The sequence below is a fragment of the Rhizobium sp. CB3060 genome (assembly GCF_025200735.1).
Lineage (GTDB): Bacteria > Pseudomonadota > Alphaproteobacteria > Rhizobiales > Rhizobiaceae > Rhizobium.
The window spans coordinates 2,228,301-2,246,193 of sequence record NZ_CP104159.1 but is presented as its reverse complement, the minus strand read 5'-3'; the positions used below and the strand labels follow the sequence as shown (position 1 = coordinate 2,246,193).

Below are 17,893 nucleotides of genomic sequence, written 5' to 3'. Positions count from 1 at the left end.
GAATCTCGATCTCGCCGGCGCGATCCCTTTCCAATCCAGTCAATGAGGTTCAGGTACTCGTCACAGCCGTGGCAGCAAACAACTAATACTTGTTTGCTCCGGGCGCGGCCGTAGTTTACTCAGCCAGCCCTTCATCGAGGTCGCCGAGCAAGTATCGCGAAGCGAACGATCAGCGAAACGGCGGCAGCACCGAGACCGGCGACGAAACCAAACCATATCCCAATGCCGCCTAAGCCGAGCGGGAATGCGAGGACGTAGGCGCCGAGGAAGCCTATACCCCAATAGCTGGCGATTGCGAGTGTCATCGGCACGACCGAATCCTTCAGGCCGCGAGTGAGACCCGCCGCGACCGTTTGCAGGCCGTCGAACAGTTGAAAGGCGCCCGCAAGCGTGATGAAGGGTATTGCCAGCTCGACAACCTTCCCGGCGTCGGGCGCGGATGCATCGATGAAAAATCCCGCGAGAAGCCGTGCTTGCGAAAGCAGCAGGCTACCGCTTAGCAATGCGAATAGCGCTGCCATGGCGAGTGCGGTGATCCCGGTCCTGATGATGGCGCTGCGGTCGGCGCGGCCCGCTGCCAATCCAACTCTGACGGTTGCGGCCTGCGAGAGGCCGAGCGGGACCATGAACGCAATGGCGGCCAATTGCATGGCGACGCCATGTGCGGCGAGTTGAAGTGTGTCGATCCAGCCGATCATGACGGCTGCTACGGAAAACAGGCTCATTTCCGACAGGATCATCATGCTGATGGGTATGCCGTGGCGGAGCACTTCCGCGAGCGCTGGCCAATTCGGCGTGAGCATCTCCTTGTGAAGCGCAAATTTCCTGCACTCCGGAACAAGTGCGATGTAAATGGCGAGACAGAGTGCGAACAGCACTTCCACTGCAACGGCAACCCAGGCCACACCCTTCAGGCCGTATGTGGGAAAGCCAAAATGGCCAAGCGCAAATGTGTAGCCAAAGATCGCGTTGAAGACGACACATATGAGGTTGACGTAGAAGATGATGCGTGTCCTGCCCATGACACTCAAGAACGACTTCAGCACCATGAACGCCAATGCAGGTGCAACGCCGAAGCCCATGATCGTCAGATAGGACGCAGCCTTCGCGACCACGTCAGGCTTCTGTCCCATCCAGAGCAAGACGGGCTCGCAAAACAAAAATAACGGCAAAACCAAAACGGAATAGGCCAGCGAGGCCCATACTGCCATGCGGATAAAGCGGCGCGCGCCATCCCTGTCTCCGCGTCCAATGCCTTGGGCGACGAGCGGCAGGATTGCGATCGAAAACCCTGAGCCAAAGTACAGGATCACGAAGAAGTATTGGATCGACAGCACGATGCCGGCCAGGTCCATTGCACCCAGACGACCGACAATCATGACATCCGTCGTATTGATGGCAAGCTGCGCCAATTGTGCGCCTATGAGAGGCAGGCCGAGGCGGAGCGTTCCGGAAAAGTGCTCGCTCCAACTTTGCCGGTGCGCATTGTTTGATTGATCCATGTCTAACCGCCTCGCTCGCCGCGACGTCGGGCGACGCGCGGCTGCCCCCTTGCTGCTCTTTTGATTTCGGCAGGCGCCGTCGGCATGTTCGGCTACGGAGCGAGCGCCGCCGGTTTCACAAGCGGTTCGGGATAGTTTGTCTGGCTGAGGATCATTCCGTACGCGCCGAAGGTGAAATGGGTGATCTCGTTCGTCGCAGGATCCCGTCCGAGTGCCGCGCAGTACGAACGCAGCCCGGAAAAGTCCAGTACCATGCCAGCGGCCATGACCATCACTTTCTCGGAAAATGTGAGGAGATAGATGTCTTCCCGCAGCCTGAACATCTGGCAAGGATCGATGTCGGCCTTCGGATATTCCTCACCTTTGAGGCAGTGCCACGCGTACCATTCGGCGTTGAGGTATATATGTTCGTAAACGTCGTCCTCGCTGTAGATCCACATCGCGCGACGACCAAACAGATCGCTCGTTTGCGCAATCTTTTCCCCCTGCAGCGCCTGGTCGGCGACCCTGCCGAGAGTGACGGTCTGAATGACGGCCGGTTCATTGCCGATTTTTTCACCCACGACGTTTTGAATGAAGACGACTTCGCCGGAACGGAGATCAGCGACGACGCTCATCGATGTACGAAGATCGTCCGCATGCTGGAAGGCAATGAGAAACAGGTCATCGGCGACCCTCTGTGCTTCATAGGTTTCATTGCGCTTGACGGCCGCTCCCCGCGAGCTCCAGCGCATCTTCTCCGCATCGACGAACTCGAAAGAAAAATCCTGGCCGTTGCTCAGTTCGAGATCGATCTTTCGCCCGGCAAGCTCGGCGCTGCGCTCAGCTTTGTTGGCAGTAAAATTCGCACCAAGGCCGAGGGCATTGTCGGACTGCGGCATTACCTGTTCGTTCATCGCAATGTTCCTTTACGGGATGTGAATGTTTGGCGGGCCTATCCGGCAGTCGGCGCCGACTTTCCCCATCGTTCCTGCGAAATGGTGGAAATAGACAGCGTGTTCGCGAGCAGGGACCGGGTGTAAGGATGGCTTGGCCGTGTCAGCACATCCTCAGTCATGCCAATTTCCGCGGTCCTGCCCTTGTCCAGAACCAAAACCCGATCCGCAAGATTGCGGACGACCGCCAGATTATGGGTGACGAAAACCATCGCCAGCCCTTCCTCGTCCCGAAGCCTGGTCAAGAGATCGAGTATGGCTTCCTGTACAACGACGTCGAGAGCGGAGGTGATCTCATCGCAAACGAGGACTTTGGGCTTGCAGATCAGCGCGCGTGCTATGCAGACACGCTGACGTTCGCCACCGGAAAGGCGATCCGGCCGCAGGTTCGCTTGATCCGCGCGAAGCCCGACTTTCGACAGCACTTCAACAATGGCGTCCCGCCGCCTTCCCCGATCGCCTTCAACGAGGTCATAGGCTGCCCCGATGCTCTCGCCGACCGTCCTCCGCGGATTTAAGGCGGAAAACGGGGACTGAAAGACGTATTGCAGCTCCCGCCGCGCTTGCAGAGAACGTTGACGGGCGCGTGCTGGCAGGGCGATGCCTTCAAGCTCTACCAAACCGTTCTGTTGCACGTGCTGCCCGACGATGCTCTTCGAGAGGGTGCTTTTTCCCGAACCCGATTCGCCGACAACGGCCAGGCACTCGCCCGCATGGACATCGAAAGTGACTCCGGCCAGCACCGAGATCGTGCCGTAGTGCGCCGCAAGGTCAACGACCCTCAACACTGGTCTTGCGGACGCATCACCACCCGGCCGAATGTTCCTGTGCGGTCCGGTGAGTGCGACATCCGGGGCGGCGGCCAGGAGCTCGCGGCTATAGATATGTGCCGGCGCCTTGAAAAACGGGCCTGCCGCTTTCTCCTCCACGATCTTTCCATCGCGCATAACGACGATGCGGTCGGCTATCGCTGCGACCACAGAGAGGTCGTGCGTCACATAGAGGGCGCCGATGCCATGATCCGTGCAAAGCCGGCGCACGAGCTTCAGCACGACTGCCTGGGTCGCAACGTCAAGGCCTGTCGTCGGCTCGTCGAGCACCAGTACCGCTGGTTCCAGCAGCATGGCGATGGCTATGCCGAGACGCTGAAGCTGGCCGCCGGAAACCTGATGCGGAAAGCGGGCAAGAAATTCGTCGTGGGTGGGAAGGCCAACTTCACCGAGGATCTCGGTTGCCCGGATTCGTGCCGTCCTACGATCCCAGCCGTGACACAGGGCGACATCGATCATCTGATCGAGGATACGGATGGCCGGATTGAACGCAGAGGCCGGGTCCTGCGCAACATAGGCAATGATCTTTCCGCGAACCGATAGGAGGGATTGCGGTGTCTGAGAGAGAATATCGATCCCTTCGACGCATACGTGACCGGATGCGATCGTTGCGCCGGTGCGGGTGTGTGCCAGGAGGGCGGTGCTGACTGTCGTCTTGCCCGATCCCGATTCTCCAATCAGGCATAGGATTTCGCCGGGCGAGATCTCAAAATTGACGTTTGAGACAATTTGCCGACCGTCCTTCAGCGCGACGCAGAGATTGGTCACCTTTGCGCGGGAAGCCCTTGCTGGATCTTGGTCCGCCATCGTCAGCTCCTCTTCCACGATCATTGCAATGTGATCGCGCCGCGCGCGGTCGAAGCGCCCAGCCGTCCGGTGTGGAGCCTCAGCAGTTGGCCGACCATGTTGTCCGCATCGGCAGCCCGGAAGGCGGCGATCAAGAGACCGTCGCCGTCGAATGCGAGATGCATCGGGTGGCCAGGGACTGGATGGGATATCAGGCTGCTTCCGTCCGGGGCGACTTCATCGATCGAACTGGAACCGAAGGAAGCGATCCAAAGCGTCCCGTCCTCGCCGACGCGGATGCCGTGCGGCGTGTGGCCTTCAGGCAATTGAATGACGTCTTCGATCCTTCCGTCCTTGCGCAGGCGACGAACCCTGTCCGAATAAGCTTCCGTCCAGACGACGGCCCCATCCGCCTCGACCACAAGTCCGCAAGGGAATGTGCATCCCGTATTGACGAGAAGTTCCGCGCTGCCGTCCGGATTGATCGCGAAAATCCGGCCTTCGCCTTTCCGGTTCTCCTTCTCCCACTCCCAAATGTGGGAGTCCGCGACATAAAGCCGGCCGTCCGGTCCGAAAGCGATATCATGAGGAGAAACAAGAGGCACTCCGGCAACCTCGGTCAGGATGGTTTCGGCTTGATCCTGACCAGGCGATATCTTCTGTATGCAGGGTGCGATCTGGTCATCCGCCGCCCAGAAATTGCCGAGGACACCGCCCGTATGGGCGAGATAGAATGCGTCGTCGCTACCGCGAAGGATGGCAATCGGGCCACTTGTGACCCTGGAAATAACCTCCCGCCCACTCCGCAGCGAATAAGCGACGATCTCGCCAGTCATTACGTCGACCGTGAGGAAGCGTCCATCTTTCAGGGTGTCGCCGCCCTGCGGCATCTCACCGAAGTTCCGCTCCAGGATATGAACCGTGTTTTGATCGCTCATTTTGGTGTTCCTCATAACCTCATGAAGCCGCGCGTCATCGGCATGCCCTTGGCATCGACGCGCATGCGAAGTAAGCGGCCCGGTCGCAGCGAGTCCTCATCGCCGGGATCGACCGGCGATCCGAAATCGGTAACGTAGAGCCAGTCATCGACAAACGTGCAATTGACGGGTACGCCGCCGACTTCGATTTCCCTGAGCGTCCTGCCGTCGCGCGAAAGGACCGCGACAAGCCCTGCTTCGAACGTCGTGATCCAGAGATTTCCCTCGCTATCGATGGCAACACCCTCGGGGGTCTGGCCGGCGGGCAGGCGAGCGACGACTTCGCGTCGGCCATCGGGACGCAATCGTCCGATCACCCTCGTGTAGGATTCGAGCCAGATGATCGACCCGTCCGCTTCGCAGCCGATGCCGTTTGCGAAAACAGGTCCGAGATCAATGATCTTCTCGGCCAAGCCATCCGCGCTTACGGCGTGGATGGCGCTCGATTGTGTCGGATTGTCCGGTTCCCAGAGGCCGGAATCGGTGAAATACAACCGTCCGTCCCGTCCCCAGACCAGATCGTTGGGTGCGAAATATGGCTCGCCATTTGATGCCGAGCAAACCGACTGCACGACAGCGCCATCCGGCGAAATTCGTTGTATCGAAGGCATCTGCGGCCGCGGAAGGGCATGGCCGCCGTAATTGGCTCCACTTTGGGTGACATAGATCCAACCGTCGGAGCCGAGCGTGGAGCCGTAGGGAGCGCCACCTGTGGCGGCAAGCGTTACAACGGCTCGATCCGGATACCATACGCAAACCCGGCCGCTATCGGCCTCGACGAACAGGATACCGCCATCCCGCAAGACATCGGGACCTTCCGGATGGCCAAGGCCCTCAGCCAGAATTTCGATTTCCACGACCGCTGTCACAGCACGTCTCCGATACCGAGTATGTCGCTGACGGCATCCGTCAGTGAATTCACTGCCAGCGCGAAGAAGGCGATCATTGCGATCGGTGCGATAGTTCCCCACGGGGCGATCATCAGGCCGCTTCGGTTCTCGTTGACCATCAGGCCCCAATCGGCATTCGGCGGCTGAATGCCGAAACCGAGGAAGCTCAATCCCGCGATGATGCCGATGGACCAGGTCAGGAGCGCTCCGAATTGGACGATCAGCGGCGTTGTGACGTTGGGCAGGACTTCCTTGAGCAGAATTTTGTAGCGAGGCATCCCCACGAGCTCCGCCCAGGCGACATATTCCTGATGGATGACAGACAGCGCCACGCCGCGGCTAAGCCGCGTCACCGTCGGAAGCCAGCCTATGGCGACGACCACGACGATCAACGACGGATCGTGGCCGAGCATGGACAGAAACAATATGACGAGGACGATCAAGGGAAACGCCAGCAGAATGTCGTTAAACCAGCCAACTGCCGTGTCGACGAGCCCGCCTGCATAGGCCGCGAACAAGCCGAGGGCGGCACCGAAGACGATCGCGATGAGGCTTGCCAGCGTGGACATCCAGACAACCGACCGGCCTCCGCACAGAATTCGCGAGAATATGTCTTGCCCGAGGTAGTCGGTCCCGAGCCAGACACCGACGCCTGCCACGTCGAAGGGTATTCCGACAATATCAGATGGCTCGTGGGGTGCGAACAAAGGTCCGAGATATGCGATCGCCAGCAACAGAAACGTCGCCACAGCCGCACGGCGTACCCGCCCCGAGGCAAGCAGTTTCCGACAGAATCCGGTTCCGGTCGCGTCGTAGGATGGATTACTCATTTGCTCCACTCGATGGTTCGCAGGCGGGGTGTGAGCAGGATCGTCAGCAGATCCGCGACGATGTTGAAGATGACGACGCCGGTGGCGAAGATCAGGGTCACGGCCTGCAGGACCGGCAGGTCACGAAAGCGGACCGCATCATTCAGCAACCCTCCGAGACCGGGATAGTTGTAGATGTATTCGATGACGACAACGCCACCGAGGAGATAGCTGAGCATCAGGGCGCTTCCCTGCACCATCGGCACCAGGGCATTCGGAAGCGCATGCCGCCACACCACTCGCCGTTCGTTGATGCCGCGCAGCCGCGCCTGGACCACATATTCCGATTCAAGCGCCTCGATCATCGCGGCCCGCATTTGGCGTATGAGATAGGGCGCGGTGATCAGCACGCCGGTCAGCACGGGCAAGACGAGCTTGTAGGGATGTCCGAAGCCGTTTTGCCCCGGTGGAATCAGAGAAACGGCGGGAAAGATCTGGAAGACGAGCGTGGCGAGCGAAATCAGCAATATGGTGCCGATCACGAAATCCGGCAGCGCCATGAGGCTGAGAAAAACCAGCATTAGCGATCTGTCCACAATGCGGTTGCGCCAGACCGCCATTGCGACGCCCACAGCGATGGAAAGCGGAATGAGAATTGCCGCTGAGAAGATGAGAAGAGCCAGAGAATTGAGAAGCCGGGCTCCGATCAAGGAGACGACAGGCTGCTTTGCCGCAATCGAAACGCCAAGATCGCCCGTCAGGAGGCCGCCAAGCCAAGAGACGTATTGAACTGGCAACGGACGGTTCAGCCCGAGCTGTTCCCTCAGATTGGCCAGGAGTTCGGGTGTCGCCTGCCGGCCCAGAATGGTCTGTGCCGGATCCGAGGGCAACGCCTGGGTGGCTACAAAAATCAGAATGGAAACGACAAAAAGAACGAGGACGCCGCTCAACATCCTCCGGAACAGCCATTTGAGCTGTGCCGCTGCGTCTGAACTCGCCGGCATGCTTACGGTTCTTGCTTCGGCGTCAGACATTGGCTTCATCGCAGCGCACCAATCACCTCGTCGCAGGTCGCTATTTCGGCAAGCATGGACAGGCCGCCGCTCAATGCGATCTCGTGCATTTCAGCGCTTTGCGATGCTGTGCCATCACTGGCGATGATTACGCGATACCCGAGATCGCTCCCGTAGCGCGCGGTCGATTCGACCGAAAGATTAGTCCATGCGCCAGTCAAGACGAGGGTGTCGATCCCCATCGCCCTCAGCGTCTGGTCGAGATCGGTGCCGGCGAAAGCGCCCGCCCGCTGCTTCTCGATGACGATATCGCTAGGGCCTACCGAAAGCTCCGGCAGCATCTCCAGTCCAGGGGCGCCCGGCTGAAGATCGGGATCATCGGCGATCTCCCGAAACAGCGCGCTCATCATGCCGCGTGCCCTCAGGCCCCGTGGCCTGCGATGATGAATGAAGACGACGGCGACGTCTTTCTTGTTTGCTGCGTCACGCAGAGCGACAATATTGGCGACCAAATTCTGCTCGGTCGCGTGAGGTTGTGCATTTCCCTCCGGGCCGACGATGCAGACGTGCATGTCCAGAATGATCAGTGCCGTGCTGGCTGCGTCAATGTCTTGCAAACGCATGACTTTCCTCACATGTCGATCGTTGAGCGAAAAGCCGGCCAGGGGCGGGCATCGCATTGCACCGCTTGAATACGGCCGAGAAATTGTGGAGCCGGCTGGCTTTCGTCGAATGGCCCCAAGTCGGCAACGTAAAGTCGTCCGCCATGAAGTGTTCCGTTCAGCGGCAAACCACCGGTTGGAATGAAGCCGATGATTTCGCCGTTTGGCGTGATGATATCGAAGCCCGCGGCTTCCAGGGCAGCGACCCAGAAATTGCCATTCTCGTCGATTTTGAGCGACTCCGGCGTATGGCCGGGAGGCAAGGTGCAAACCTCAGCCGGCGAGCCTCCCTTTTTCATGCGCATGATCCGCCGAGTATAACATTCCGCCCAATAAACGGTCCCGTCCCCGGCAAGTGCGATTCCGCTCGGGAACACATGGCCGGTGTCGAGGATCAATTCGGCATGCCCGCGTGGCGAAATGGCAATGATGGCACCGGGTTCCGTATCTCCGTCGGGAGCCCATGTCCCTGAATCTGTCATATACAAGGATCCGTCCGGACCCCACGCCAGATCGTGAGGGGCAAGTAGAGGCCGTCCCCCCACTTCGCGGCAGATTTCCGTCACCTTGCCAGTGGACATGTCAAGGCATTCTAGTGCCGGTGGGCGTTGATGGTCGGCGCGCCAATCACCCGCCTGTCCGCCATTCTGCGTGAAATAGACCTGCAGGTCGCTTCCGAGCAGCACCGCATTTGGTCCTCCGCCGCAGCGATAAAGCTCGGACAGTCGTCCCGAGGCGCTGCACAGCATAAGACGGGACCTGTATGTTTCCGCGAAAATCACGGTGCCGTCGTCCATGACGTCAGGTCCTTGAGGATGCCCGAGCGACTCCGCAATCGTAGCCGCAAGTTCAGGCATCGACAGGCACTCCTGTTTCCATCGAAATGATTTCGACCTTGTCGTACCATTCCTCGAGCAGCGGATGGTTTTCGTCCACGGCCTCAAGCGATGCCGCGTCAGTCCACAAAACGACGTCGAGAAACGTGCCATCGGCCATCTGATAGAAGGCGTTGGAAATGAAGCCGGGTGTCTTTTCCCTCAAATCGCTGCAGAAGCGCGGGCGCATGGCCAGGATCGCGTCGGCCATGCCCTCTTTCGGGCGAATATGCACGACTTCGACCAGGCCGGTTTTCTCTGATGCTGTCATTTCATCCATCGATTACGTGGTTCATGATAGTTTGACCGCCATCCACCGTGATGGTCGATCCGGTGAGGAAGTCCGGGGCGTCCACCACCAGGAACCGGACCACTTTCGCAACTTCGTCAGGGTTAGCCGCGCGTGCCTGAGGGTTCATGACCGAGAGTGCGCCGGGGGGCAGGGATTCCACGAACTCTCCGATCATGGGCGTGTGAATCCAGCCCGGGGCGACAGAGTTCGCAACGATGCCGTCGGAGGACAGGTCGACTGCAAGGGACCGCACGAGCGCGTCGACGCCCGCTTTCGCCGCGCAATAATGCGCAAGACCCGGATCGGCGACACGCGCGCTGATCGAGGAGATGAACACCATGCGCCCATGCGTACCGGCGGCGAGAAAGGCCTTTGTCGAAGCCATGGCGATCAAGGCCGCGCCGCGAAGCACGGTGGCGTTCATGTCGTCCCAATCCTGCAACTTCATATCTTTGAAATTGGCGACATGAAGGGCAGCCGCTGCACTGACAACAGCGTCCAGACGGCCGTAAGCGCTTGCCGCGCGAACGAAAACCGCATCGACATCGGACGAGTTGGCGACGCTGCCGCTGACCGTTTCTATTTCCGCGTCGGCGACCGTGCTGAGGATGGAGTGCGCCGCCTCATCGAGTGTGCGTTGACGCCGGCCGTTGATGACAAGCCGATATCCGGCCAAGGCGAGTGACCTAGCACAAGCAAGGCCGATGCCGCTTCCGCCACCTGTCACGATCGCTACGGGCTTCCCGGTCCTCGTCATTGCTCTTCAATCCAGAGATCTGCGGACCGGTAGGTGGAGAAACCGGACACATCAGGTGCGATTCCAGCCACACCACGAGTGAAGTCGACTGAATTTTGGAAGCCCCAGATAATCGTGCCACCTTTTTGGTATTGGATTTCCTGCATACGATGGGCCATCGATGTCCGCTTTGCATCGTCTGCTTCAGCAAGCGCCTTGTAGAACAGGCCGGAGAATTCCTCGTCATTGAAATGCGAGAGATTGAGGCTCGAAGTCGGACCGTCCGCCTGCATCAGTGTGACGAAATAATTGTAGGGCGGCTGAAGGTTCGGAGAAAAGCTCCACTTTCCATACTGATCGCCATAGAATGCGGCGGAATCCACCTTGTTCAGCTTCACGTCGACGCCTGCCGATCGCGCCTGCGCAGCGTATAGTTCGGTCGAGGTGAGCACGCCGGAGCCGAGATCGCTGGTCGTCAATTCGACTTGAAGATTTTCGAATCCGGCCTGCTTGAGCAGGAACTTCGCCTTATCGGGATCGTGCTGACGCCGCGGCAAATCCTTATTGAACAAGGGGTCAAGAGGCGCATAGAGATCGTTAGCGATGCGGCCTTCGCCCAGATAGGCACCCTTAACCATGGCATCGCGATCAACGAGCAGTTTGAGTGCTTCGCGAACCCGCACATCGTCATAGGGCTTCTGGTCGACCCGCACGTTGAGTGGGATAAAGCTGACTGTCTCGCTGCGATTAATCTGGAGGCTGGTGTCCGCAGCGAGGACGCGGATCAACGGGAAGGATACGAAATCGGCCATGTTGATCTGGCCGCCCTGCAAGGCATTGATCCTTGCGGTTTCGTCGTTGAAATTGACATGCGTAATGCCGTCCACATAGGGACGTCCATCGCGCCAGTAGTTCTCGTTCCGCACCATGACGGATTGCTGGCCCGGCACAAAGCTTTGCAGTTTGAATGGACCGGTCCCGACTGGCTTTGCGAGGTCGAAGTCCGTCGGGACGATCGGCAAGGCAAGTGATGCGGCCTCCGGAAAACAAATCATGCCGGATTTGAGCTTGAAGCGCACCGTGCGCTCGTCGAGCTTCTTCGTTTCCTTCAGATCGAGCGTTGCCAGCAGACCGCCATATATGGCTCCCGTCGCCGGATCGAGGCAGCGCTGGGCACTGTAGATGACATCGTCGGCGCTCAGCGTCTTGCCGTGATGGAACTGAATTCCTTTCTTGAGACGGATTGTCCATTCGTCCAGCGTTGCGTTCGGTTCGCCCGATTCAATCAGCCACGGATCGATCGTATAAGCTGCGGAAGCCGACCATAATGTCTCGTAAAGTGCCGTGAACCGCGCGTAGTCCGCCGCCGAAAGCACCTTGAACGGATCGAGTGAATCGCCGGCGCTGCCGCCCTGAATACCGTGGATAAGCATGCCGCCGCGCTTTGGCGTTGCGGCCCGGGCCTCTGTGACAAGCGGATTTCCAAAATGATCGACGAAGGAGGTCCCGCCGGCGAGGGCAGCGCCCGCTAACGCCCCGGCTTTCAAGAAGTCGCGGCGCCCGTAATTCCCAGTCAAAAAATTCTTCATTTCCTCTCCCCCATATTATTCTCCCTCCCGGAGAATGCCGGCTCTCTGCCGGCCCTCGACTACATACGCAATGTGGCGTTGACCGCCGTTTCCTCGTCCTGCGCGCAGGACCGATGCACCGCATTTTCAAACAGCAGGCAAGCTGCCGCACAACGGCACGAGCGCGTCGGCTATGGATTGACCCGGATTTGCCTTAAATGCGGCTCGTTTCTCACGACTTGCGAGCGCGTTATTTGTCTCGCTTGCGCGTGCCGAATGGGGTTTCATTACGGCTATTTAAGACCAATCGTTTCATGTAAGCTTGGTCAAAAGTGACGGAAAATGCGGACTGTAGCGACAGATCGTGTTTTCAGTGGGCGTGTTGACCCAAATGCGGTCGCAGACCGACTGGTACGATAAACAGGATGTGCACATAATGTCGGATATCGGGGCTTTCGAAGCGGATTTGCGCAAGATGTGCGGCTACTTCGTCCTTTTGAGTGCCCGCAACAAAAAGGCTGAGGGCCAGGTATCGATCGAGATCGGCGCAGGCATCAGCTTCGTGGAGGTGTGCTCCAATCTCCAGCAGGCGTCGAGAAGTCGGCGGGAGATAAACCTCGATTTCAGAGATGATTTCTTCCTGATCATTCAGCGGGAAGGCAATGCTTTGGTAAGCCAGCATGAATTGTCTCACTGGCTGCAACCCGGGGACATGGTTCTCGTCGATAGCCTCGAACCTTCGGAATTCACCTTCTTCGGGGAATTCAACAAGCTCTGCTTTGTCATGTTGCCTCGCGGCGATGTCTTGGGCAAGGCGTTAGGCGGATCGGTGGTCGGCGGAAATTTTCTTCCACGGCTGGATCCGATCAACGGCGCGATCTCTGCAATGCTTCAGAAAATGAGGCAGACGACATCATCGGAAAACGGGCTCGATAGCCTGCTGCGTGATGCCCTTCTTAGCGTTTTGACCATCATGCTTCGCGAGACGCCAGACCGCGAGCAGGAGTACAAGAGCCCTGCGGGCAATGGCATGGATCACGCTCTCAGAATAAGCCGGCAATATATCAATAGCCGCTATCGTGATCCCGACTTCAAGATAAGGGAAATGGCAGACACGCTACGCCTGTCGATGCGGCAGGTTCAACGTAGCTTCGCCTCGTTGGGAACGACGCCGACGAAGTATTTGCTGATAAAGCGGCTTGAGCATGCGAGAAAGGAAATAGACCAGATTATCGCGGGAAGGCGGGTCGAACTCATATCCACAATTGCCTTCGAGGCCGGCTTCTCAGATCTTTCTTACTTTCAGCGAACATTCCGAAGAGCGTTCGGAAATACGCCGCGGGATTACCTCTCCGGTATCGCCGAAAGGGTTCATATCGATCTGGACGCCTCCCTCAACCATGATGGATCGGGTTCAGTTAAAGTCACATTGGTCGCGTGAGGGACCAGCGAGTTGCTGTTGGCGGCATACGAACCCAAACGAGCCTTCGCGCAGCGGCGAACTCCGCTCGGATTCTTCGGCTTGGGCTCGCCCGTCAGATCCTAAATCGGATCGGGGAACGCGGTCGGAACTGACCTGCCAGAAACTTTTCCAGGCTTGCCGACCCGTCGAATTCCGCCAAAAACGATCATCGGGTGTTTTCGGAGCGAACAAATTCGCCAATACGATGAGTTGACCGTTTACTTGCATCAGAATTGCGAAGAATATTAGCAAATGGGAAAAAGCCTTCGGCCCCATTCCCGATAAATTGCGCCCGAACGGCTTTTCTCCCTCGGTTCAAGGGAGGACCAATCATGAGGCGGATTTTGCTGTACACGGTATCGGCCGCGGCACTATCACTTGGCATCTCGCATGCATTTGCGCAGTCCGGCAGCGTCGAGAAGGCGGTTGGCGGCTACAATTTCGCTGAAGCCGCCAAGGAAGATCCCGGCACGAAGAATTTCCATTCGGCTGATGGTCATTTGACCTTCGCAATTGTAACGCACACAGCGGGCAACGGCTTTTTTGACCCTGTCTATGTCGGCGCGACCGTTGCCGGCAACATGATCGGGGCCAAGATATTGCTGCTGGGTTCGGAATCGCCCGTGGACGATCCCGCCCGCGAGATCGAGATCCTCAACCAGATCGTTCAAGATCCGACCATTGACGGGATTATCATGACGACGCCGCAGGTCGGCGCCTATAATGATATCGTCAAGGCTGCCGAAGCGGCTGGTATCCCAGTTGCCACAACCAACTCGTTCGATGCGAACCTCTTGGACCGGAGCAGCATAAGCCATACCGGTCAGGATGCGTCGGCGGCGGCAATCGGCGGTGAGGCGCTCGCAAAATGCGTGCTCGCAAGCGGAGCGACCAGCGGCTCGATTGTCCTGCCGTCCTCCACTGCGATGGGCAACATCGAGGTGAACAATCGCGTGACCGCCGCTTTCAACGCCATCGTCAAGACGCTGAAGGACGCCGGTAAGCTCGACGCCTTCAAGGTTGACGCGGGTCCGGAGAATGTCGGCATCGACACCAACCCGAACGATCCGGTCAACGCACTTGTTTCGCTTTTCGAATCCCGCGGCGACGTGGTCGGCGCCTTCACAGCCAACAACGTCTTTACGCCACCGCTCGTCAAGGCAGTGGCTCAGATGGGGCGGACCGGCAAGTTCTGCAGTTTTGGTTTCGATCTCGGCCCGGCGCAGCAGGAAGGTATTGCCGCTGGAAATCTGACCGGCTCGCTGGGACAGCAACCTTTCCTGCAGGGCTTCTGGCCTGTCATGCAGCTCTATCTGCAAATTGATCGTGGCATTGCGGCCGCCAATCTCGACACGCGAGCCCAGCTCGTGACGAAGGACACGGTCGCAAAGGTTGGCAAGCGCTTCGAAAACTAAGCCGCTCGAAGCATCTGGAGAATGCGGGAGGGCACAAGCCCTCCCGCAACGCGGGTGGCAAGGATTGGTCGGTAGAAATCATGGCGCTTACTGCGACGACATCGCTGGGCCGTGCGCCACCTCAGCTCGCTGGTGGCTGGGAGGTCGGGCTGTTGATCTTCCTTGCGTTGCTCTATCTTGGCGGCACTCTCGTCAATCCGGCGTTTTTCGGATCAACCGAAGCCCTGCATGCGCTTCTCCGTGACACTTCCCGTGTGGGGATCATCGCGGTAGGAATGACGTTTGTGATCGCCAACAGGGATCTCGATCTTTCGGTCGGATCGACATATGGCCTGGTCGCTGTCGTCTTTGCCAGACTCTTTGCCCCGAACTTTCTCGATTTCAGCGTTACGACGTCGGTGATCCTCTGTGTGCTGCTGGGCACGGCCATTGGCTTGATCAACGGCGCGTTTGTTACGATCCTGAAGGTACCTGCGTTCATAGCGACATTGACAATGCTTTTCATCGGTCGTGGCTTCGTGCTCGCGTTCACACATGGACAGGCGATCTACTATTCCGACAAGGCGAAAGACCATCCGCTGCTCTTCCACCTGGGGGAGACAAATGCTTTGGGGTTCAACAACCAGATTGCGATCTTCTTCCTCATCGCTGCCATCGGGGCCTATGTGCTTGCCGGGACCCGCTGGGGTTACGAGACTTTCGCCACCGGGGGAAACGAACAAGCGGCAGTCTATGCCGGCATTCGCACGCGCTGGGTGCGCATTCGCGCATATCTGCTCTCGTCGCTTTGCGCCACACTTGCCGCTCTCCTGTCGGCTGCGCAGGACAAGGGCGTGACGCCTCTCTACGGCGTAAGCTGGGAGCTCACCGTCATAGCATCTGTCATTATTGGTGGTGCGTCGATCCTTGGTGGGCGCGGGCGGGTCATCGGATCGTGTCTTGGCACTGCGGTCGTCGTCCTGATCGACAAGGTCTTGCGTGAAGGCTGGCCGATCACGCGGACTGTCGTTATCGACGGTGAAAGCATTGCCGTCGGCGCCAAGTTCACGCTGCCCGCGGGTGCGGTGCTGGTTTTTCTAGGTCTGCTTCTTGTTATCGCCGTGCTTGTTGAGCCTATCCTCATTCGCCGGCAGATCGCGGGCCGGCTTTGGGCGTGGCTTCGCGGTAGGCCGCCGCCGCCCGCTTATGAAATGGGTGGCGTGGCACTTGAGGGCGTCCAGACCAAGGGAGCTATGGCGACCGATACGGCACTGTCTGCGACGGGACTCGGCAAATTTCTCGCCCGACGCGACGCTCTCGCGATTATCCTCACAATCGTGTTGTGGCTGACGGGCCTTGCACTAAGGCCGGATTACTGGTGGTACCTGTCCAACACCTTTGCCATCCTGCTCAACTACACGGAGCTGGCAATCATTACAGTCGGTCTCACCTACGTCATCGCGGCCGGCGACATCGATCTCTCCGTCGGTGCGGTGCTCGCCTTGGCCGGCAGCACCGCAGCCTATTTCTTGAAGGTGCTGGGTGCCGATCCGCTCACCGCAGTTACCATGGCCTTGCTGGTGGGGATGGTCGCCGGACTCGTCAACGCCGTCGTGACAATCGGCTTCAAACTCCCCGCCTTCATAGCCACGCTCGGCATGTTTTACATTGCACGCGGCATGGCCGCCTGGTTTGTCGCCGGACAACAATTGACCGGCTGGCCGGAAGGTTACAATCTTCTTGGTCGAAAAATGAATGACGTTCTCCTCCATTTCGGCCTTACGTTGCCGCAGGGGATCATTCGCACGGTGGCTGAGGTCGTCAGCGTCCAGACGATCTGGATGTTTTTCGTCGCCATCATCGCCGGCATCGTGCTTGCCTACACACCGTTCGGGCTGAAGGTCTGTGCCGCCGGCGGCAACGTCCGTGCCGCTGCCTACGCCGGCATCAACACGAACCGGGTACGCTTCATCTCCCTTTTGCTGGCCGCGCTCTGCGCAACGATGGCCGGCATTATCAACGTCGCATACTTCCGCAGCTTCAATCCGGTCGCCGGCCAGTTCCGTGAGCTTGACGCCATAGCGTCGGTCATCATTGGCGGCGGATCAATCTTCGGCGGTTATGGCACGGTGATCGGTTCGCTGGCGGGCGCGGCTGTTATCACGCTCGTTCGGGCGCTCCTTCAGCTCAACGTTCAGGGGTTCAGCATGCCGCAGCACTGGATCAATGTCTTCATCGGCGTCATCCTCATTGTCGCGGTGCTGATCGATATATGGGTGCGCCAGGCCAATATCTTCGGACGCCTGCGAGCGCGCCTCGCAAGGCGCGCGCGAACAGAGGAAGGCATCCATGGCTGACGAGATAACACTACAGCCGATTGTGGAAATGCGAGGCGTCGAAAAGGCTTTCGGAGCTGTGCAGGCGCTCCGCAAAGTCGACCTGGTGCTCTATCCCGGGGAAATTCTTGGCCTGGTCGGTGACAACTCCGCCGGCAAATCCACTCTGATGAAAATCCTGACCGGTGCCTATCAACGGGATGCGGGTGAAATCCTTGTTGCCGGTCAAGCGGTGCACTTCAAGAGCCCGCATGAGAGCCGCGATGTCGGCATTGAAATGATCTATCAGGACTTCGCGCTTTGCGGGAACATGGACGTCGGTCAAAACATCTTTCTCGGCCGTTGGCCGCTCAAGGGCCCCTTCGTCAACCGCCGGAAGATGTATGCGGAAGCCGATGGCGTGCTGAAACGGCTCAAAGTCGACGTCAACTCCGTCTATCAAAAGGTTGAGAGCCTGTCGGGCGGCCGTCAGCAATCCGTGGCGATTGCCCGGGCGATCTCGTTCGACCCGCGCGTCGTAATTCTCGACGAGCCGACCGCCAACCTCTCCGTGATGGCGACCGAACGGCTGCTCGAAACCATGCTCGAGTTGAAGAAACAAGGCGTTGCTCAGATCATCATCTCGCACCGCCTGGTCGATATTTTCGCTGTGGGTGATCGCGTTATGGTCCTCAAGCGCGGTGAATATGTCGGCGACCGCTACATCAAAAACACTGACGAGCACGAAGTCTTGGAGATAATTGTTTCCGGCACGCGGGAGACTGCGCTGACAGCCGATGAGGCAAGAAATACCTGATCGGCCACCTTATAGACCTTCGGAGGTGTT

16 protein-coding genes are annotated in these 17,893 nt (G+C 58.7%); 4 read left to right on the top strand and 12 right to left on the bottom strand.

Annotated features, from left to right (window positions below; genetic code table 11):
* Nucleotides 1-131: 131 nt before the first annotated feature.
* The 12 genes from N2601_RS29530 to N2601_RS29475 form a co-directional block, all read right to left on the bottom strand.
* Nucleotides 132-1,502: an MATE family efflux transporter gene (locus N2601_RS29530; protein ID WP_104827792.1), complete on the bottom strand. Its 1,371-nt coding sequence runs from the start codon at nucleotides 1,500-1,502 to the stop codon at nucleotides 132-134.
* Between the two features lie 92 nt (nucleotides 1,503-1,594).
* Complete coding sequence (locus tag N2601_RS29525) at nucleotides 1,595-2,398, bottom strand: MoaF C-terminal domain-containing protein (RefSeq protein ID WP_104827791.1); 804 nt, start codon at nucleotides 2,396-2,398, stop codon at nucleotides 1,595-1,597.
* A 38-nt stretch (nucleotides 2,399-2,436) separates the two neighbouring features.
* The gene (locus N2601_RS29520) at nucleotides 2,437-4,074 is read right to left on the bottom strand and encodes an ABC transporter ATP-binding protein (protein WP_104828000.1); all 1,638 of its coding nucleotides are present in this window, start codon (nucleotides 4,072-4,074) and stop codon (nucleotides 2,437-2,439) included.
* 20 nt (nucleotides 4,075-4,094) lie between these two features.
* Nucleotides 4,095-4,991: an SMP-30/gluconolactonase/LRE family protein gene (locus tag N2601_RS29515; RefSeq protein ID WP_158704622.1), complete on the bottom strand. Its 897-nt coding sequence runs from the start codon at nucleotides 4,989-4,991 to the stop codon at nucleotides 4,095-4,097.
* 11 nt (nucleotides 4,992-5,002) lie between these two features.
* Nucleotides 5,003-5,899: an SMP-30/gluconolactonase/LRE family protein gene (locus N2601_RS29510; RefSeq protein ID WP_158704621.1), complete on the bottom strand. Its 897-nt coding sequence runs from the start codon at nucleotides 5,897-5,899 to the stop codon at nucleotides 5,003-5,005.
* Nucleotides 5,896-6,750, bottom strand: a complete 855-nt coding sequence (locus tag N2601_RS29505; RefSeq protein WP_104827788.1) for an ABC transporter permease — start codon at nucleotides 6,748-6,750, stop codon at nucleotides 5,896-5,898. The genes N2601_RS29510 and N2601_RS29505 overlap by 4 nt, the downstream gene beginning before the upstream one ends.
* A complete protein-coding gene (locus tag N2601_RS29500) occupies nucleotides 6,747-7,763 on the bottom strand; it encodes an ABC transporter permease (protein WP_245464135.1) in 1,017 nt (338 codons plus the stop codon). Before N2601_RS29500 ends, N2601_RS29505 begins: the two co-directional genes overlap by 4 nt.
* Before the next feature lie 5 nt (nucleotides 7,764-7,768).
* Entirely contained in the window at nucleotides 7,769-8,365 is a 597-nt protein-coding gene (locus N2601_RS29495) for a cysteine hydrolase family protein (protein WP_260304572.1), read from the bottom strand.
* Between the two features lie 8 nt (nucleotides 8,366-8,373).
* Nucleotides 8,374-9,261 (bottom strand): SMP-30/gluconolactonase/LRE family protein, encoded by an 888-nt coding sequence (locus tag N2601_RS29490; RefSeq protein WP_158704620.1) that lies wholly within the window; start codon nucleotides 9,259-9,261, stop codon nucleotides 8,374-8,376.
* The gene (locus N2601_RS29485) at nucleotides 9,254-9,550 is read right to left on the bottom strand and encodes a hypothetical protein (RefSeq protein ID WP_158704619.1); all 297 of its coding nucleotides are present in this window, start codon (nucleotides 9,548-9,550) and stop codon (nucleotides 9,254-9,256) included. Before N2601_RS29485 ends, N2601_RS29490 begins: the two co-directional genes overlap by 8 nt.
* A gap of 1 nt (nucleotide 9,551) precedes the next feature.
* The gene (locus tag N2601_RS29480; protein WP_104827784.1) at nucleotides 9,552-10,328 is read right to left on the bottom strand and encodes an SDR family NAD(P)-dependent oxidoreductase; all 777 of its coding nucleotides are present in this window, start codon (nucleotides 10,326-10,328) and stop codon (nucleotides 9,552-9,554) included.
* Nucleotides 10,325-11,896, bottom strand: a complete 1,572-nt coding sequence (locus N2601_RS29475) for an ABC transporter substrate-binding protein (protein WP_104827998.1) — start codon at nucleotides 11,894-11,896, stop codon at nucleotides 10,325-10,327. The genes N2601_RS29480 and N2601_RS29475 overlap by 4 nt, the downstream gene beginning before the upstream one ends.
* Nucleotides 11,897-12,311: 415 nt before the next feature.
* On the opposite strand from N2601_RS29475, the gene N2601_RS29470 reads away from it, so the two are divergent.
* The 4 genes from N2601_RS29470 to N2601_RS29455 all read left to right on the top strand — a co-directional run bounded on the left by N2601_RS29470 (nucleotide 12,312) and on the right by N2601_RS29455 (nucleotide 17,863).
* A complete protein-coding gene (locus tag N2601_RS29470; RefSeq protein ID WP_158704618.1) occupies nucleotides 12,312-13,316 on the top strand; it encodes a helix-turn-helix domain-containing protein in 1,005 nt (334 codons plus the stop codon).
* A gap of 353 nt (nucleotides 13,317-13,669) precedes the next feature.
* Nucleotides 13,670-14,752: a substrate-binding domain-containing protein gene (locus N2601_RS29465; RefSeq protein WP_104827782.1), complete on the top strand. Its 1,083-nt coding sequence runs from the start codon at nucleotides 13,670-13,672 to the stop codon at nucleotides 14,750-14,752.
* Between the two features lie 80 nt (nucleotides 14,753-14,832).
* Nucleotides 14,833-17,088, top strand: a complete 2,256-nt coding sequence (locus N2601_RS29460) for an ABC transporter permease (RefSeq protein WP_104827781.1) — start codon at nucleotides 14,833-14,835, stop codon at nucleotides 17,086-17,088.
* The gene (locus tag N2601_RS29455) at nucleotides 17,081-17,863 is read left to right on the top strand and encodes an ATP-binding cassette domain-containing protein (RefSeq protein ID WP_104827780.1); all 783 of its coding nucleotides are present in this window, start codon (nucleotides 17,081-17,083) and stop codon (nucleotides 17,861-17,863) included. The genes N2601_RS29460 and N2601_RS29455 overlap by 8 nt, the downstream gene beginning before the upstream one ends.
* The last annotated feature ends 30 nt before the right edge of the window (nucleotides 17,864-17,893 follow it).

Bases quoted from the DNA above. Each gene is read 5' to 3' on its own strand.
- N2601_RS29530 (WP_104827792.1), bottom strand. From the start codon at position 1,502: ATGGATCAATCAAACAATGCGCACCGGCAAAGTTGGAGCGAGCACTTT.
- N2601_RS29525 (WP_104827791.1), bottom strand. From the start codon at position 2,398: ATGAACGAACAGGTAATGCCGCAGTCCGACAATGCCCTCGGCCTTGGT.
- N2601_RS29520 (WP_104828000.1), bottom strand. From the start codon at position 4,074: ATGGCGGACCAAGATCCAGCAAGGGCTTCCCGCGCAAAGGTGACCAAT.
- N2601_RS29515 (WP_158704622.1), bottom strand. From the start codon at position 4,991: ATGAGCGATCAAAACACGGTTCATATCCTGGAGCGGAACTTCGGTGAG.
- N2601_RS29505 (WP_104827788.1), bottom strand. From the start codon at position 6,750: ATGAGTAATCCATCCTACGACGCGACCGGAACCGGATTCTGTCGGAAA.
- N2601_RS29500 (WP_245464135.1), bottom strand. From the start codon at position 7,763: ATGTCTGACGCCGAAGCAAGAACCGTAAGCATGCCGGCGAGTTCAGAC.
- N2601_RS29495 (WP_260304572.1), bottom strand. From the start codon at position 8,365: ATGCGTTTGCAAGACATTGACGCAGCCAGCACGGCACTGATCATTCTG.
- N2601_RS29490 (WP_158704620.1), bottom strand. From the start codon at position 9,261: ATGCCTGAACTTGCGGCTACGATTGCGGAGTCGCTCGGGCATCCTCAA.
- N2601_RS29485 (WP_158704619.1), bottom strand. From the start codon at position 9,550: ATGACAGCATCAGAGAAAACCGGCCTGGTCGAAGTCGTGCATATTCGC.
- N2601_RS29480 (WP_104827784.1), bottom strand. From the start codon at position 10,328: ATGACGAGGACCGGGAAGCCCGTAGCGATCGTGACAGGTGGCGGAAGC.
- N2601_RS29475 (WP_104827998.1), bottom strand. From the start codon at position 11,896: ATGAAGAATTTTTTGACTGGGAATTACGGGCGCCGCGACTTCTTGAAA.
- N2601_RS29470 (WP_158704618.1), top strand. From the start codon at position 12,312: ATGTCGGATATCGGGGCTTTCGAAGCGGATTTGCGCAAGATGTGCGGC.
- N2601_RS29465 (WP_104827782.1), top strand. From the start codon at position 13,670: ATGAGGCGGATTTTGCTGTACACGGTATCGGCCGCGGCACTATCACTT.
- N2601_RS29460 (WP_104827781.1), top strand. From the start codon at position 14,833: ATGGCGCTTACTGCGACGACATCGCTGGGCCGTGCGCCACCTCAGCTC.
- N2601_RS29455 (WP_104827780.1), top strand. From the start codon at position 17,081: ATGGCTGACGAGATAACACTACAGCCGATTGTGGAAATGCGAGGCGTC.